The sequence below is a fragment of the Paenibacillus sp. SC116 genome, from assembly GCF_024733555.1.
Lineage (GTDB): Bacteria > Bacillota > Bacilli > Paenibacillales > Paenibacillaceae > Paenibacillus_B.
This window is the reverse complement of record NZ_JANIOF010000001.1, coordinates 107,963-122,866: the sequence shown is the minus strand read 5'-3', so window position 1 is coordinate 122,866 and position 14,904 is coordinate 107,963. Positions and strand designations below refer to the sequence as shown.

Genomic DNA, 14,904 nt, shown 5'->3' with positions numbered 1-14,904 from the left:
AGAATATTAAAAAAACGAGCCATCTATTATATAGATGCTCGTTAATTATTAGCAGCAAGCAAATGTTAAAAATCAAATTCCGACTTCGGCTTGCGTGGCTGACGTTTAATTTTGTTTTGTACAGCAGGTAAATGTTTAATACTTTTAATCATTGGCCCTTTGCAAATCGGACAAGTTTGTTCCGTAGTTGCAAATTCATCACGTACCCATACTTTGCATTCAGCATTTCTACATTTTAAGATTTTAGTAGGTGTTAAAACCGGCTTAATGTCTTCACTTGCTGTCACTTGCGTACATCCCTTCTCAACTAACGAATAAAATAATATCGATAAATATATCATTTCTTCACGCTAGAAGTCAAAAGATTTCCTAGGTCTTTTATAAGATTCCCTAAGCACAACGACCTATACTTAACTTGTTATACCAACATTAACAAAGGTTACTTTTACATCATATTCGAACCTTGCCTCTTTCAACATTTCCCGCCACTTCTTAGCAGTAAAATCTTTGACCCGTACTGAAGATCGATAATGGCTGCCAAATCCAACTGGGTCCACTTGTTTCGTCTGAAGCTTCTTCATAACATCTTCAAATTCCGATTTCAGCGTTTGTTCTGCTTCCCGCTCCAATGCATGAATAACCTCTGCTTTTTCAAGATTGACCAGATCACTAATTTCCTCCATTTCTCCCTTCAGCTGAATCTGGATGTGAAACTCAGGAGTGTCTTTATGGATAAGCTTAATACGTGATTTCGTCACGATATGAGAAAGAGTAACATAGAGCTTATCGAACGTCGGCTCATAGTATTTACGAAGGCGATCCGTATTCAATTCAATCTCGTGTGTCAAAAAATGATTGCTCCCCATCATCGCTTTAACGAGAAAGCTTTCCGACAAGTTCAAGCTGCCAATCATCCGATCATCTTTCATTAAAGCCAGCTTGGAGATGAGAATTTCATCTCCTTTCACCTCGATATATGGCAATATTGGGTCTTTACCTGCTCGATAGTACGCATTCAAAAAATTATGGAGCGTTGGTGATGGTACAATGCCCGATTCTATATTTTTTTTAATTAATTCATATAAGTAATCGCCAGTACTCGCGCGCTGCTTATTTTTAGCGTTCAACAATTGTTCTGCGGAATCCTTTGCCACGACAAGATAGACACTGGTCCCAATTTCAGAATCTCGTTGGAATGTATCTGTAAGCGTAATAATGCCCTCTCTCACAAGCGGCTCCCCATAAGCAGCTACCCGCAGCTGTCCAATTACTTCCTTCGTCGATGTGCGAAGACTAAGTTTTTCACGAACCCCTTTACTTGTATTATTAGAAGCACTAGTCGGAACGGTATTGGTAGATGTAGCACCCGGCTTATAAGATAAAACGGTAGTGCGTATTCGATCATTGCTGTCCTGCTCCGTCAAATCGTAACCAACGGCAACTAAAATGCCCAACTTATCAATAATTTTTGATTCTGCACACCCCGTCACCACCATTAGGATAAGCAGCGTAAACACTACGAAACAAATTCCTTTCCTCTCTCTATTTTTGATACGTCATCACGCTTCCTTTGCCCGAGATCTTACACCCTCTACGATGTGAGCAATGATATAAATAACGACTGGATAAACAAACGAAAACAAAATGGAGAACTTACCGACGAGTCCAGAGACAACAGCTAGTTGATCACCTGTCTTCAGCAGCATGTTGCAAACTAAGGCCATTAACATAATAACGATACAAGCATATTTGCGTTTTACGTGAAACACTCGATGAAGCCCCTGCGTCATAATCCAATAGTTCACAAGCAAATTTGCCACAATAATAAGCAGCCACAGCATAATCAACACAAACTCCAGTCTTTCAAGGAACGCAAATTGCACAATTTTAAACAAAGATAGCGTCCCCCAAGAGTTATTCAAAATTTGGTGCTCACTATAGTATCCGATGGATACGAGCATGACAATGACATATAGTATATTAACGAACAGCAATCCCAATTGGGCATATGTACTTATTCGATGCGGCTGCTTCATGCGATGACTCACGTAGTACACAACCTCAAATCCGCCTAACGTCGCACCCATCGCTAAAGACCCCATCATGATTTCTCCCAAGCTTGCCTGCATAATAGGCAGCAGTTGAAGCTTCCACTCTGCTTGTCTTATTGGTAAATAAAGCAGTACCGCCATCCAACCTACTAACAGGAGATTTACAAGGGATACAATACCAATCACTCTTAATCCACCTGACAGCGCGTATATAATCAACGCAAAAAATATGGCGGTAAAAACCCAAACCGGCACTTCTGCAAAAATCCAAATATGCAGTACCTCAATATAGTTACGTAAAATATAGACGGAGACACTGAACCAGTAGCAAATAATAATTAAATTGCATGCCCCGCCAAACCATTTTCCAAATAAGCGGACATGGATGTGAAACAAATCCTGATATTGATATCGCTTTAACGTTTTCATGATGAGAAACAGAATGATATGAGCAAATAATCCCGCAACGACGACAGAAATCCACGCATCATGCTCGGATTCACGGTACACATATTTTTGAAAAGCCAACATACCAATGGATATTTGGGTCACGAACATAAACACCATTGTAAACATGGGGTGAAGGAGTGCCGGACTTTCCACCTCTTTATTGCTCATATGTTTAACCCCTACTCTGCAAAATCTTCCTTAGGCTTACGGATACGATAACTGCTTTTCTCACGCTTCATTAATTTCCATATCATCCGCAGCACCGAATGTTCATCTGTTTTGCTATCCAATACATTCATAGGTTGCAAATACGGGACACCTAAGCTAGTTTGTCTAGCTAAATGAATAATAATGAAGCTAGCTCCCACGACAATTCCGATACCTCCCCACGTACCTGCAAGTATAATAAGTGGGAAGCGAATAATTTGCAGCGAATTACCCATAGCGAAGTTAGAAACCACAAAAGATGACAAGGTGCCTAACGCTACGATCATGAGCAAAATATTGCTAATAAATCCCGCCTCCACAGCAGCTTGTCCGATAACGATACCGCCTACAACCCCCATCGTCTGTCCCACTTTGCTTGGCATCCGTATACTGGATTCACGAAGCAGCTCTATCATGACTTCCAGCAAGAGCGCTTCCAGTATAGGTGGAAATGGGACTCTACTGTGGGATTCGATTAACGTCTTCAACAGTTCAGGTGGAATGACTTGATAGTGAAACGTAATGGCTGCTACATAAATGGAAGTCACGAATACCGACGCAATGATGGCGCACATGCGCAGCAAACGAAGCAGCACGCCTACGATCCAACGCTGGTACATATCGCTGCCAGCATGAAAAAACTCATAGATCGTAACAGGACAAAGAACGGCAAATGGGCTGCCATCTACAAAGAGTGCTATTTTATTTGCCAGCAGGCCTTGGCATACCCGGTCAGGACGTTCTGTATGCAGCATCGTTGGAAATAGTGTAGCTACATTATCATCAAGGAGTTGCGCTAGCTTCAGCGAATCGAGCATGCCATTAATATGTTGAAGGGATGAAATCCTAGACCGCAATAGGGCCACTTGATCTTCATTCGCGTATTCTTTTAAATAAACGATATTAACCACTGTTTTCGATACATTTCCCATTTCCAAAGAACTGACACAGAGCTTGGAATCGGGAAGCAGCTTATATAATAAAGCCAGATTGGTGGACAATTCCTCAACAAAAGCGACTTGCGGTCCATACTCATCAGATTCGATCTCGGCTTTGCTCAATGTACGTTCGTGATGGGCTGCTGTACACATTAAGAGTCCTTCACTACAATCTTGAATCCATACATAACTCCAACCTAGCATGAGCTTATGACAGATTTGATCTAGATCGTGCGATAATTCCCCTTTTTTGAGCGGGAGCTGCCCAAGCAAAAGGTCTGGCGTCAACTGTTCTACAGCTTTTACATCAAGCTTTTGCAACGGCCTTAGTATTCCTTCGCTTAACAGTTCGTCATCTGCCACGTTGTTTAAGAACATGACATGAACCGTTTTGCCATGAATACTAAAGAATCTGCATGTCCATTGGCAGTTTTCCGCAAATACATCATGCAGACGATTGAGTATGCTCATTTTCACCACCGCTTTCATTTGTACCCTTATTATGGGCTCCCCGGCTAGAAAATATTGATGAATGAGTAAAAAGGCACCTCAACCTCAATAAAATGAGTCGGATTGCTTTTGCGTGATTACATATAAAAAAGCATCTTAGTAGTCAGATAAGAATTTGGAACCTCTTATCACACTTAAGATGCTTTCTTACTTGTTTGATTTATTTATTTCTTACCTGCTCCTCACTTACATGTTCCCGTCCCTAATCATCAATTGTGAGGTATTATCATTTTTATGCTCGGCTGGAATAGTGAATGTGAATGCCACTCCATGGCCTGTATTGAACACCAGGTATCGACTACCGTGCAAATCCAAAATATGTTTCGTAATGGCGAGACCTAGGCCCGTTCCGCCCATTTTACGATTACGGGATTGCTCTCCACGGTAAAATCGATCCCAAATAAATGCCAACTGATCCTCTAGAATATGTTCTCCATAATTATCAATTCGTACATGCACATGCTGGCTCCCATCTACCTGCTCAGGCTTGAGCGTCACCGAAATTGTGCTACTGGCATCCGAATGACGAATCGCATTGACAAGGATGTTGGTAAGAACCTGCTCGATACGCTTCAAATCTGCCCAAGCTTGCTCTGCCTCATCATGGGTATGGATGATGATATGTAAATGTTTCTCCCTCAAATGTTTGGTGAGTTTGTCGATAATCTCTTGCAGCAAATCGATAAGTGAAAAGCTTTCCAACTTCAATCTCGTTACGGGTGACTCCAGTTTAGCTAGTTCCAGCATATCGTTTACAAGTGTCTCCATTTTACCTGCTTCATCCAATATAACTTCTGTATAGCGAGTCCGTTTATGTGCGACTACGTCGTCCAATAAACCTTCTGCATAGCTTTTCACAATACTTAGCGGCGTTTTTAATTCGTGAGAGGCATTGGCGATGAACTCTTTCTGAAGCTGTTCCATCTTTTGTTTATGTTCCATATCTTTTTGCAATTGTTCGTTCGCGTCCTGAAGATCATTCATGGAACGCTGAAGGTTGTTGGAAAGGCTATTTAAACTATCGGATAAGCTTCCAATCTCATCGTAACTGTTAACTTCAGAGACCGCAGAGAAATCAAGCCGTGCCATCCGGGAAGCAACATGATTCATTTTCAAAATCGGCTGGCTTACAATTTTGGAGAACATAAAGGATAACAATATGATAACAACGAATCCGCCAATGCCTATGTAGATATAATACGTCTTCAGCGCATCGAAGCTCTCTCCTATTTCTTGATGAGCGGAAACGGAAAATATAAGTTCATTTAAATTTCCATGCTGTAGAATAGGTTGAATTTCAATGAGATTATCGACCCCAGTCTTACTGTCCAACCATGTAACTTCCATGGATTCGCCTGATCCGAGCAGACTAAGCTGAGCATCCGTTAATGGGAACAACCTATCAATCGCTTCTGCAATAATCTGATTACGTTCGTCATATGGTGCGTCTATAAACGGTTGATCGGGATATTGGATTCCTGTAATCACCCCCGACAATTGCGTCATCCCGCTTGTGTCTACCTTCTCCTCAGGTCCGCCTTTAATAACGTTATCTTTATAAGTAATGATGTATGGATAAAACAAGCGTCTGTTCATTTTTTCAGAAACCGTAGCATTTTCTCCCTGCAGCCCTGTCAGCGTAACAAAATCTCCATTTTTCATACCCGATTCAAGCAGCTCTTTATTGTTGTAGAACATAAAAAGAGGAACGAGATAACTCCCTTTATTTTTTACAAGAATTTCAATAACAAAGGGATTAGTGTAAATGTTGCTGCCGTCTGGTTCAAGTATGGCAAGAAGAGCATCGTTCTTCAATACGTATTGAGCTTCACCGGTTTCCTCTTCATATGATTCTTTAATATACGAATACAAACTGTCCTTCACCGTTTTAATGTTATGTTTTTCATAAAATTGCTCAAAAAATATAAATAGTCCTGCGGTGAGTAATGCGTAGAACAGCACAAAAATCACAGAGGTGAGCGCAAATAGCTTAAACGTAATGCTACGCTTTTTCATCCCTTTACCTCAAGCTTATAGCCAGAGCCTGTCACGGTACGTATATGGGAAGCTCCTGTTCCTAGCTTTGCCCTCAGCTTCTTAATATGTGTATCCACAACGCGCAGTTCCCCATCGTATTCATAGCCCCATATATGATCAAGCAGCGTCTCTCTAGCAACTACAATCCCTTTGTGCTTGTACATATACATGAGAATATCGAATTCCTTCGGCGTTAGCTCCATTTGTTGGCCATCCACTTCAATGTGTCGGCCCTGCTTAAATATCGAAATATTGCCGAATTTAATCATTTGATGCTCCATACCTACCGTACCTTCAACTCGCTTCATTAACATTTCTGCTCTTGCAACGAGTACTTTAGGGCTGAAAGGCTTTGTGACATAATCGTCTGCTCCCAACTCAAATCCCATTAACTTGTCATCATCATCACTTCGCGCTGTCAAAATAATGATCGGCACAGCCGAGCGCTTGCGAACTTGGCGGCATACACTCCACCCGTCCATTTCAGGCATGAGAATATCGACGATGATTAAATCCACAGTCAAGGTAAGGAGCATATTCATCGCTTCCTTCCCATTCTCTGCTTCATGAACGATCCAATTTTCTTGTTCAAAATAATCGGTCACAATTTCCCGAATCCGACTCTCATCTTCAACAATTAATACACGATACCCCATTTTATGTTCTCCCCTTTTGTGATAGCCATGAAAGGGCTTATTCTATATTCCTTCCAAAATATTGTAATCGATTGTTGTGTTTTTTGTGTGTCTTTTTTAGTTGTTGACTGACACATCATAGACATCGACAGCACTTATGATGATAGTGTTCGAGAATAGAGAGAGTCTATTTGGAGTGGAGAGTGATGAGATTGAGAACGGAACGCTTGCCAGTATTAGATGCGATACGAGGATTTGCATTGTTCGGTATTTTATTGCTGCATATCATTATGTTTCAGTACCCAACACCAGAGGAAATCGCAAAGCTAAGCAACTTTGATAAAGTACTAACTGATTTCGTGCAAATTTTCACCAGCAGCAGCTATCGTCCTTTATTTTCTTTTATGTTCGGGGTAGGCTTTGTTATTTTGTTTCGCAGTTTGGAGAGACGAGGATTACGTGTAGAACTAACCTTTTTGCGGCGTTTTCTCTTTTTATTTGGATTAGGACTTATCCATTATCTCTATTTATGGCAAGGTGATATATTAGCTACGTATGGGGCATCTGGATTTCTCCTTCTTCTATTTTTAAAATGTCAACCTAAGATTTTGCTAGTGAGCTCACTTCTCATCTGGTTGTCTGCGCCTATCATATCCCTATTACTCAGGCCACTCGATATCGTAGACAAACCACTGTTTCATATTATGGACTTGGCAAATTTAATTTCCCCTGAATTATGGGATCCGTTCGAGAGTTTATTTCATACGCTATGGGCTGCCGCGACCGAAGTACTTCCCTATTTCCTTCTTGGGGTGTATGCGATGCGCAGCAATTGGTTTCATCGATTAGAGGACAATAAGACGCGAAATGGCTTGCTCTCATTAATATTTTTGATTATTGGATGGCCAATCAAAGCAATATTGTACCTTTCAAATAGTCACGAAGTGTGGGCTGATTTACTCATTATCGGGAATGGACTTACGATGCTGGGCTATTTGTTCGGCATCATGTACTTATTTACAACTAGTTTCGGAGAACGCTTTTTCAAGCCTTTTCAAGCGATTGGGAAAATGTCGCTATCCAATTATTTATCACACACGATTATATTCACCCTATTGTTCATTCCTGCAGGCATCTTGTTGGAGGGTATCGGTCTCATCCACAGCGTCGGCGTGTTCTGGGGCCTTGTTATTGCCTGTGTCACAATCGTCTTGCAGGCCAAATTCAGCTCTTGGTGGTTGACTCGATTTGCATACGGGCCCATTGAGTGGTTGTGGAGAATGTTTACGTATTGGAAATGGACACCGATTAAAAAATCGACAGTTGCCGAGAAACCATCTGCGAACACGAATACAACTATAAGTCATATACAGTAAACGTTGAGTGTAAAAAAGTTTCTAGTGCTTATCGTACAAAGGGTGCCGACTCGATTCGTCAGCACTCTTTGTTTGCATACTCACAGCAAGGATTAACACAACGTAATGTCGAATACGTAAAATATGGTAAATTAAAACACCAATACTTTAGTAAGGATGTGCAATCGCTTGTCCTCTACATCAATTGATTACAACCAAACGAAAAATAGATTTCGTGCAGACTGCGAAACATGCTTTGGCTTATGCTGTATTGCTCTCCCCTATGCGAAAACCGCGGATTTTGCTTTTGATAAAGATAGCGGTACACCTTGTCGCAACCTGCAAGCAGATTATCGCTGTGGCATTCATAACCAGTTGAGAAATAACGGCTTTCGCGGCTGTACAGTCTATGAATGCTTTGGGGCAGGCCAAAAAATTTCACAACATACATATAACGGACAAAATTGGCGAGATAATCCTGCCATAGCTAAGGAAATGTTTGATGTACTGCCTATTATGCAGCAGCTCCATGAAATGCTTTATTACTTACATGAAGCACTTCATTTCAAGGACGCCCACCCGATCTATGAAGATATGAAGATAGCTCTTGCGGAAACGGAACGTCTGACACAGCTTACACCACCAGCTCTCTTACAGCTTCATATTGATGAGCATAGAGCCACAATTAATCCCTTATTGCTGAAAGCAAGTGAATTGGTGCGTTCAAAAGTAACAAGCAGCAGTAAACTCTTGAATCGCCAGCGTAATTTGATCAAAGGAAGAGATTTTATCGGGGTCAATTTAAGAGGTGCTGATCTAAGAGGTGCGAATTTGAGAGGTGTGCTATTTATTGCTGCTGACCTCCGGAATGCTGATATGAGAATGACGGATCTAATTGGCGCAGACTTAAGAGACACTGATCTAAGAGGAACGAATCTTGTAGGCAGTATTTTTCTTACACAAGCGCAAGTAAATTCTGCCAATGGAGATAGAACAACTAAATTGCCTGCTGCTCTAAATACTCCTGAGCACTGGATGGCCTAATGGGAATAAAGAGTCGAAATGAAGTACAATTGCTTCACAAACAGCTAACCTGCTAACAAAAATTGATGCAAACACGTGCTCTTTGAGCGCTATGAGCAGCAGTAAGAATGTAAAAGGATACAATTATGCAGTTATTTCGCTGCGATCCTCACTCCAAGGAACCGGGCCAGTGAAATAACTGCACTTTTGTATCCGTTTTTTAAAATCAGCTATTTTCAGATTAAACTGATGCATTTTTGCAGCTATTTTATATGAGTGCTGTACATGACGTTGGCCCTGTACATGATTTCGCTACTTCCTGTACCAAGAAAGTCAATCTGTAATCTCAATGTTAGAACTGCTACTGCGGTGAGAGCGCCTGCCTTCTATGTTAACTTGGCCTCCATGACCTTGATTAGGTTTGTTCTGCTGGGCAGAAACCGCCCCTCTATCAGCGGAGTTATCCAATCCTTCGATGACAGCGTCTAACAGAGAACGAGTCCCAAGCAATGCTTCTTTTTTCATCGCACGAAAATGAACTTGTGCGTTACCCGGAATACGAGGCATATAGCTTTCTTTCAACGCTTCATGCATCGTATACAGATGGTTTACAAGTAGTATAACGTCATCGCGCTTCATCACCAAGACCCCTTTCCTGTTCAGCCGAACGTTCTCCAAACTTTATCGACAGCTTTTGGTCAATAAAGCGAGCACCTGCGATCGAACGGCCAAATAAGGCTCTCGGCAGCAGCACCTTCCTTTTATATGGACCTGCTTGAACCGTGAGCTCATCCCCTTTTTGACTAAGCTGAAGCTCTTCTTTATGCATAAACGGCAACGTCAGATCTAAATAATAAACGGCACCCTCTTTACGGATTTCTTGTACTTTTCCTACATGCAGCACAGCTCCCGCATTCAGCTCACCAAATGCCTCCTCACTAATTTGTTGAAGCATCGACTGACCAACTACTTCGGATTTCATTAACGGAATAAGTAATATAGGCAAAGGACTGAAGCTGTTCTGTATTTCTTCTTCATACTTGGCATGAATACTGCGCCATTCATCCCAATACCCTACAGCAGCCTCTTCTGGAAGTACACGATTGACGATAATCGCATCTGTGTTAAATCCGAACAAATTCAAATAGGTAAATGCCCTTCTCGCTTCTGACACGACCATCTTCTCGGGGATCATCACTAACCTGACCGATGTTATAGCTGGATCGAGAATAAGCTTATGCAGTTCTCCTATTTCATGAACGAATGATTCAATACTGTTCATAACTTTATCGTCAGGCAGTTCCATTCCACCGGTGACAATCTTGGCAACAGGACGTACAAGCTTGACGAGTCTGCGTTCATAAGGGAATATTTTCTCCATCCACCAGCTCATCACATTCGGGTAACTAAGCAGACGCAGCGTTTCTCCAGTTGGGGCACAGTCTACGATGATGATGTCATAATTTCCGCTATCTGCATGACGCTTAATTTGCAGAAGACTGAATAGTTCCTCCATACCCGGAAACACAAGCATTTCTTCAGTAGACACGTCATTGAGCTTCGCCCAATTCATCATTCCTGTCAGCCAGCTTTGTACGGCTCCCCAATGTTTTTCGGTCTCACGCACACTATCCACTTCAAGTCCCCATAGCCTTTCCGCAACTTGAACAGGCTCACTGCCAAGCGGTACATCGAGCGAATCTGATAAACTGTGTGCCGCATCTGTACTCAACACTAACGTACGATATCCTTCTGCAGCTAATTTTACAGCTGTCGCTGCTGCCACACTCGTTTTACCTACTCCGCCTTTTCCGGTATATAGCAATATTCTCATCACAAAAGCCCTCCATCTCGTCGTTTAATGCCGTCTTCTGCATAATCTAAGTTGAGGAACATCTATGTTTCATTTACTACGATATCGTAGTAATATGATAAAAAAATTTACTAGCCCGCAGCTGCTAATCTTCTATTTGTATTTTGTGCAGCGACTTTGCTGGCATTGCTTTCTCTTCCTTATCACCCTGCTGCAGCGCCCTGCCAACCTTTAACGCCAACGCTATAAATTGCTGCAGTTCCTCAGCCGTTAACGTATCCTGAACACGTACTAAAGAACTTTCTAATATGCCCTTAGCCTGTGCTGCCAACTGCCTTCCATCAGAAGTAAGCCGGACAAGAATAATCCGCTGATCTCGGTCAGATTGCTTGCGATCAATCAATTCTTTCCGAACAAGTCGTTTCGCCAAACTCGTAATCGTACTCAAAGGAGCCCCTAAATGCTCAGCCAACTCCGACATCGTCAGCTCCTCATAATAATCAAGCAGTACGAGCGCAGATAGTTCCGAGCTGTTTACCGATTGCTCCAGCTCTCGTGCCTCTGGCATCCAATTTAAAGGCCGCAATCCGTTCTTAACGAACAGATCCAGCAGTTGTTCTATCACGGTGTAGTTCCTCCAGTATGACGATGTACTTCTTGTTTTTTATTTTAATACGATATCGTAATAAATAGCAATCTTTATTTACCTATAATCTGGATTTATTTCTCTCCATTTACTTTGACACAAATCGTGACATTACAATCGGATGCAAATATGGTATAATTAAGTTCTTCTAGTACAAGATGTCAACTGACATCTTCCACCCACATATCCTTATCCTGAGGCGTCTAGTAGTTCTAGTCTAACATCTATTGTCATTACTATCTTCTTTATCTCCTAATTTAAATGGAAAGAAGGGATAGGTATGAATGAACCACATGCTAAGCTTCCAACAAAAGACCTGCCACTAAGGAGAACATGCGCTGCCTCACAAGTCCATCAACTACTATTAGCACAGTCTGAGCATTATGCACAGGAACGTCAACGTATTGAGGCTGGCTATCGTCAGAATGTCATGCTTGCACGTGTTGGACAACGCGATGTGATAAGCATTCCTGTTGTTGTACATGTACTCTGGAACAAGCCAGAACAGAACATTTCAGATGAACAAATTGCTAGTCAGATGATCGTACTCAATCAAGATTTCCGCAAACAAAACTCCGATATTTCTCAAGTTCCGCCTATTTGGGAGGATACTGCCGAAGATGCCGACATTGAATTTTATTTGGCAACCGTTGATCCTGAAGGGCTTCCTACGACAGGAATTACACGAACCCAAACCTCCAAAGTTGAATTTTCAGCCTTTGAGGATGATGTCAAAGCAAGCGCTACTGGGGGAACTGACGCCTGGCCATCCGATCAATATTTGAATGTTTGGGTGTGCGCATTAAGCTATGGTATTCTTGGCTACGCACAATTTCCTGGAGGACCTGCTCATACTGACGGTGTCGTGTGTACGTATCGAGCATTCGGTACATTAGGAACAGCGGAGGCTCCATTCAATTTGGGCAGAACCCTTACTCATGAGGTTGGTCATTGGCTCGATCTCCGTCACATCTGGGGTGATGATGGTGCGGAACCAGGTACAGAATGCATAGGCACCGATCATGTAGATGATACGCCAAATCAAGCGAGCCCTAACTTTGGCACCCCAAGCTTCCCTCAGATCTCCTGTAACAACGGCCCAGACGGCGATATGTTCATGAATTATATGGACTATGTAAATGATTCGGCCATGGTTATGTTTACAGAGGAACAGGTAGAGCGCATGCATGCTTGCTTGCAGGGCCCTAGATCATCTTTTTTGTCTTCTCCTAATTCTCCTGAGCCCAAGCAATTGCTACTATAAAATATACAACTAACTGATTAACACGGGTAAATGAAACAGCCTGCTATCCTCGAAGAGGAGGCAGGCTATTATTTATAGCTGTGCTAATATGTACTTCATCATCAGCTAGCTTATTCGTAGCGCTTACCACCATACACAACATAGCCGACTGGACGATGTGCATAGTACAGCACCGCATCTTCTGGACTTCCGATAATCGGATCTATTGTATTCTTCTCCAAATAAACGCCTTTGATCTCAAGCGATTGTCCTGCTGCCAATCCCGTAATTGGCTCGGGAAAGCTATGTTCATCACCATAACGAATCAAAGCGGTGATTTCTTTGTTGATTTCTGATACTTTAATTCCTTCCGCATTCATTACGACAATTTCATGAATGCGCAAGTAGTGCTGCGTATACCCATTGGTCGTAACATCGTTCTCAACTGATTTAATAAAAGCTTGAACCTGTATGACTGCTTCGGTATTTGTCATGTTTGTAATCTCCTTTGAATCGGCATCCTATCCGTGATCTTGCCTACCTAATTTGGCCCACAATTGGTCTATTTATGCCAACATACATGTAGAGCACCATAATTAATTGGATGAACGCCCTTCAAATACAAACATCTAAGGCGACCTAAAGATAACCATTAGAAATAAGAATGTTTATCGGTAACATTTCTGTCGCGCTTACCTTTTCCATTCACATGAAACAGCCCAAATTTTTTCTTTACACTCGCCTAAACGTACATTTACTTCGTGAATTAGTCCATTATTCGTGTCAGTTCATTCAAAATACAGCCCGGATGAGTATTGATGTCGAAGTTTTTCTGCAGGTTTTTTTCTATATTCGGGAAGTAGTCACTGTACTTATGATCCTTCTGCCGGCAAGGAGCCATGAGATGACAAGTTAGATACAAGGTGACGCGGCATCCTGCTTGCGGCACTTCATTAGCATATAGCAGCACCGCCCATTCAGACTCCGTTTCTAATTCCGGGGATTCATAACTCCTGGCTGGCACACCTCTCCCTAATTGAAAAGATATATCTGTTCCCCCGCTCCAACCCCGCATTCCATCAGAGTCCTTGAAGCCCAAATCTATCACGGATGCTCCCTCACCGAACGTGTCTACCTTTATCTGTATATCAAGCTGTTCTGTGGCAGACGACATGTTGAATGGCATTTCTAACACGAGTCCCTTATCTTCAACCTGTATCAATCGTTCCATAACGATATTTTTTTCACGTGGATGTTGATTCATTGTCGCTATTAGCTCCCTTGAGGTCAAAACAGCATATTCGATATATCTATTATCGGTTTATTAGTTCATATGTTTAAGTGTTTATGTACTGATATATACTAACTGGATTATATTAAGTGCATGTCAAAGGAATGTTGTTTCTATGTAAAATTTTTCTGGTATAAAATATCCACTTTCTCTCCCCATGCTTATGAAAGGAAAACAAAAAAAACGACCGCTTCCAGTATCGTACTGAACAGCGGCCGCAGCATTATTTATTTTATAAGCTATTACCTTATAAATCCTGAGTCATACGTATCATATCCCTACAAGGAATCCCATTTTCGATAATCTCTTCTGGATAGTGTCTCACAAAGAAATCGAGGTCCACACCAACGATTCGGAAACCACATTTTTGATATAACGCTAGTTGTCCTACACCTGAATTGCCTGTTCCGATCTCAATCGTCTTATAGCCTTGCATCCTAGCTTGCTCAATCGCATGGTTGACGATCTGCTTCCCGATCCCTTGTCCATGGAGATCCTCGCGCACTGCCACATTTACCAGTTCTATCGTTTCTGGCCTTGTTGGCAGCAGCACATAAACTGCCACGATGCTTCTTGCTAATTCAGCTACATAACACTGCCCTCGCTGTAAATAATCTGTCACGATCGTTTCAGAAGGGTCTGCCAGCAGCAGCAAGTCCATTGGCGGATGTTCATGAGCATTTAGCTTACGTATTTCCATTGTGA

Annotated in this window: 15 protein-coding genes; 3 read left to right on the top strand and 12 right to left on the bottom strand. The window is 42.0% G+C overall.

Annotated features, from left to right (window positions below; genetic code table 11):
• Nucleotides 1–65: 65 nt before the first annotated feature.
• The 6 genes from NQ117_RS00425 to NQ117_RS00400 all read right to left on the bottom strand — a co-directional run bounded on the left by NQ117_RS00425 (nucleotide 66) and on the right by NQ117_RS00400 (nucleotide 6,849).
• Nucleotides 66–287, bottom strand: coding sequence for a cold-shock protein (locus NQ117_RS00425; protein WP_258276064.1), 222 nt, complete (start codon nucleotides 285–287; stop codon nucleotides 66–68).
• Between the two features lie 123 nt (nucleotides 288–410).
• Entirely contained in the window at nucleotides 411–1,517 is a 1,107-nt protein-coding gene (locus NQ117_RS00420; RefSeq protein ID WP_258276063.1) for a Ger(x)C family spore germination protein, read from the bottom strand.
• Between the two features lie 42 nt (nucleotides 1,518–1,559).
• Nucleotides 1,560–2,669 carry a GerAB/ArcD/ProY family transporter gene (locus NQ117_RS00415; RefSeq protein WP_258276062.1) on the bottom strand — a complete coding sequence of 370 codons (1,110 nt, stop codon included), beginning with the start codon at nucleotides 2,667–2,669 and terminating at the stop codon, nucleotides 1,560–1,562.
• A gap of 11 nt (nucleotides 2,670–2,680) precedes the next feature.
• Nucleotides 2,681–4,117 carry a spore germination protein gene (locus NQ117_RS00410; protein ID WP_258276061.1) on the bottom strand — a complete coding sequence of 479 codons (1,437 nt, stop codon included), beginning with the start codon at nucleotides 4,115–4,117 and terminating at the stop codon, nucleotides 2,681–2,683.
• Nucleotides 4,118–4,342: 225 nt separating this feature from the next.
• Complete coding sequence (locus NQ117_RS00405) at nucleotides 4,343–6,172, bottom strand: sensor histidine kinase (RefSeq protein ID WP_258276060.1); 1,830 nt, start codon at nucleotides 6,170–6,172, stop codon at nucleotides 4,343–4,345.
• Complete coding sequence (locus tag NQ117_RS00400) at nucleotides 6,169–6,849, bottom strand: response regulator transcription factor (RefSeq protein ID WP_258276059.1); 681 nt, start codon at nucleotides 6,847–6,849, stop codon at nucleotides 6,169–6,171. The genes NQ117_RS00405 and NQ117_RS00400 overlap by 4 nt, the downstream gene beginning before the upstream one ends.
• Before the next feature lie 185 nt (nucleotides 6,850–7,034).
• Here NQ117_RS00400 and NQ117_RS00395 point away from each other — a divergent pair, with 185 nt between their 5' ends.
• Together NQ117_RS00395 and NQ117_RS00390 are read left to right on the top strand one after the other, a co-directional pair.
• On the top strand, nucleotides 7,035–8,204 hold the full coding sequence (locus NQ117_RS00395; RefSeq protein WP_258276058.1) for a DUF418 domain-containing protein: 1,170 nt from the start codon (nucleotides 7,035–7,037) through the stop codon (nucleotides 8,202–8,204).
• A 156-nt stretch (nucleotides 8,205–8,360) separates the two neighbouring features.
• Entirely contained in the window at nucleotides 8,361–9,227 is an 867-nt protein-coding gene (locus NQ117_RS00390) for a pentapeptide repeat-containing protein (protein ID WP_375163009.1), read from the top strand.
• 312 nt (nucleotides 9,228–9,539) lie between these two features.
• Here the strand turns inward: NQ117_RS00390 and NQ117_RS00385 are convergent, their stop codons facing one another.
• The 3 genes from NQ117_RS00385 to NQ117_RS00375 all read right to left on the bottom strand — a co-directional run bounded on the left by NQ117_RS00385 (nucleotide 9,540) and on the right by NQ117_RS00375 (nucleotide 11,644).
• Nucleotides 9,540–9,845 carry a hypothetical protein gene (locus NQ117_RS00385; RefSeq protein WP_258276056.1) on the bottom strand — a complete coding sequence of 102 codons (306 nt, stop codon included), beginning with the start codon at nucleotides 9,843–9,845 and terminating at the stop codon, nucleotides 9,540–9,542.
• Nucleotides 9,832–11,040, bottom strand: a complete 1,209-nt coding sequence (locus tag NQ117_RS00380; protein WP_258276055.1) for an ArsA family ATPase — start codon at nucleotides 11,038–11,040, stop codon at nucleotides 9,832–9,834. The genes NQ117_RS00385 and NQ117_RS00380 overlap by 14 nt, the downstream gene beginning before the upstream one ends.
• 124 nt (nucleotides 11,041–11,164) lie before the next feature.
• Nucleotides 11,165–11,644 carry a MarR family winged helix-turn-helix transcriptional regulator gene (locus tag NQ117_RS00375; protein ID WP_258276054.1) on the bottom strand — a complete coding sequence of 160 codons (480 nt, stop codon included), beginning with the start codon at nucleotides 11,642–11,644 and terminating at the stop codon, nucleotides 11,165–11,167.
• Nucleotides 11,645–11,945: 301 nt separating this feature from the next.
• Between NQ117_RS00375 and NQ117_RS00370 the strand changes: the two genes are divergently transcribed.
• Complete coding sequence (locus NQ117_RS00370) at nucleotides 11,946–12,929, top strand: zinc metalloprotease (RefSeq protein ID WP_258276053.1); 984 nt, start codon at nucleotides 11,946–11,948, stop codon at nucleotides 12,927–12,929.
• Between the two features lie 110 nt (nucleotides 12,930–13,039).
• On the opposite strand, the gene NQ117_RS00365 is transcribed toward NQ117_RS00370, so the two are convergent.
• The 3 genes from NQ117_RS00365 to NQ117_RS00355 form a co-directional block, all read right to left on the bottom strand.
• The gene (locus tag NQ117_RS00365; protein ID WP_258276052.1) at nucleotides 13,040–13,402 is read right to left on the bottom strand and encodes a hypothetical protein; all 363 of its coding nucleotides are present in this window, start codon (nucleotides 13,400–13,402) and stop codon (nucleotides 13,040–13,042) included.
• A 272-nt stretch (nucleotides 13,403–13,674) separates the two neighbouring features.
• The gene (locus NQ117_RS00360) at nucleotides 13,675–14,172 is read right to left on the bottom strand and encodes a hypothetical protein (RefSeq protein ID WP_258276051.1); all 498 of its coding nucleotides are present in this window, start codon (nucleotides 14,170–14,172) and stop codon (nucleotides 13,675–13,677) included.
• Nucleotides 14,173–14,446: 274 nt separating this feature from the next.
• On the bottom strand, nucleotides 14,447–14,899 hold the full coding sequence (locus NQ117_RS00355; RefSeq protein WP_258276050.1) for a GNAT family N-acetyltransferase: 453 nt from the start codon (nucleotides 14,897–14,899) through the stop codon (nucleotides 14,447–14,449).
• Nucleotides 14,900–14,904: the final 5 nt, after the last annotated feature.

Excerpts from the sequence above, each read along its gene's own strand:
- NQ117_RS00390 (WP_375163009.1), top strand. The coding sequence starts at position 8,361 with ATGTGCAATCGCTTGTCCTCTACATCAATTGATTACAACCAAACGAAA.
- NQ117_RS00395 (WP_258276058.1), top strand. The coding sequence starts at position 7,035 with ATGAGATTGAGAACGGAACGCTTGCCAGTATTAGATGCGATACGAGGA.
- NQ117_RS00400 (WP_258276059.1), bottom strand. The coding sequence starts at position 6,849 with ATGGGGTATCGTGTATTAATTGTTGAAGATGAGAGTCGGATTCGGGAA.
- NQ117_RS00355 (WP_258276050.1), bottom strand. The coding sequence starts at position 14,899 with ATGGAAATACGTAAGCTAAATGCTCATGAACATCCGCCAATGGACTTG.
- NQ117_RS00380 (WP_258276055.1), bottom strand. The coding sequence starts at position 11,040 with ATGAGAATATTGCTATATACCGGAAAAGGCGGAGTAGGTAAAACGAGT.
- NQ117_RS00405 (WP_258276060.1), bottom strand. The coding sequence starts at position 6,172 with ATGAAAAAGCGTAGCATTACGTTTAAGCTATTTGCGCTCACCTCTGTG.
- NQ117_RS00365 (WP_258276052.1), bottom strand. The coding sequence starts at position 13,402 with ATGACAAATACCGAAGCAGTCATACAGGTTCAAGCTTTTATTAAATCA.
- NQ117_RS00415 (WP_258276062.1), bottom strand. The coding sequence starts at position 2,669 with ATGAGCAATAAAGAGGTGGAAAGTCCGGCACTCCTTCACCCCATGTTT.
- NQ117_RS00410 (WP_258276061.1), bottom strand. The coding sequence starts at position 4,117 with ATGAGCATACTCAATCGTCTGCATGATGTATTTGCGGAAAACTGCCAA.
- NQ117_RS00385 (WP_258276056.1), bottom strand. The coding sequence starts at position 9,845 with ATGAAGCGCGATGACGTTATACTACTTGTAAACCATCTGTATACGATG.
- NQ117_RS00360 (WP_258276051.1), bottom strand. The coding sequence starts at position 14,172 with ATGAATCAACATCCACGTGAAAAAAATATCGTTATGGAACGATTGATA.
- NQ117_RS00370 (WP_258276053.1), top strand. The coding sequence starts at position 11,946 with ATGAATGAACCACATGCTAAGCTTCCAACAAAAGACCTGCCACTAAGG.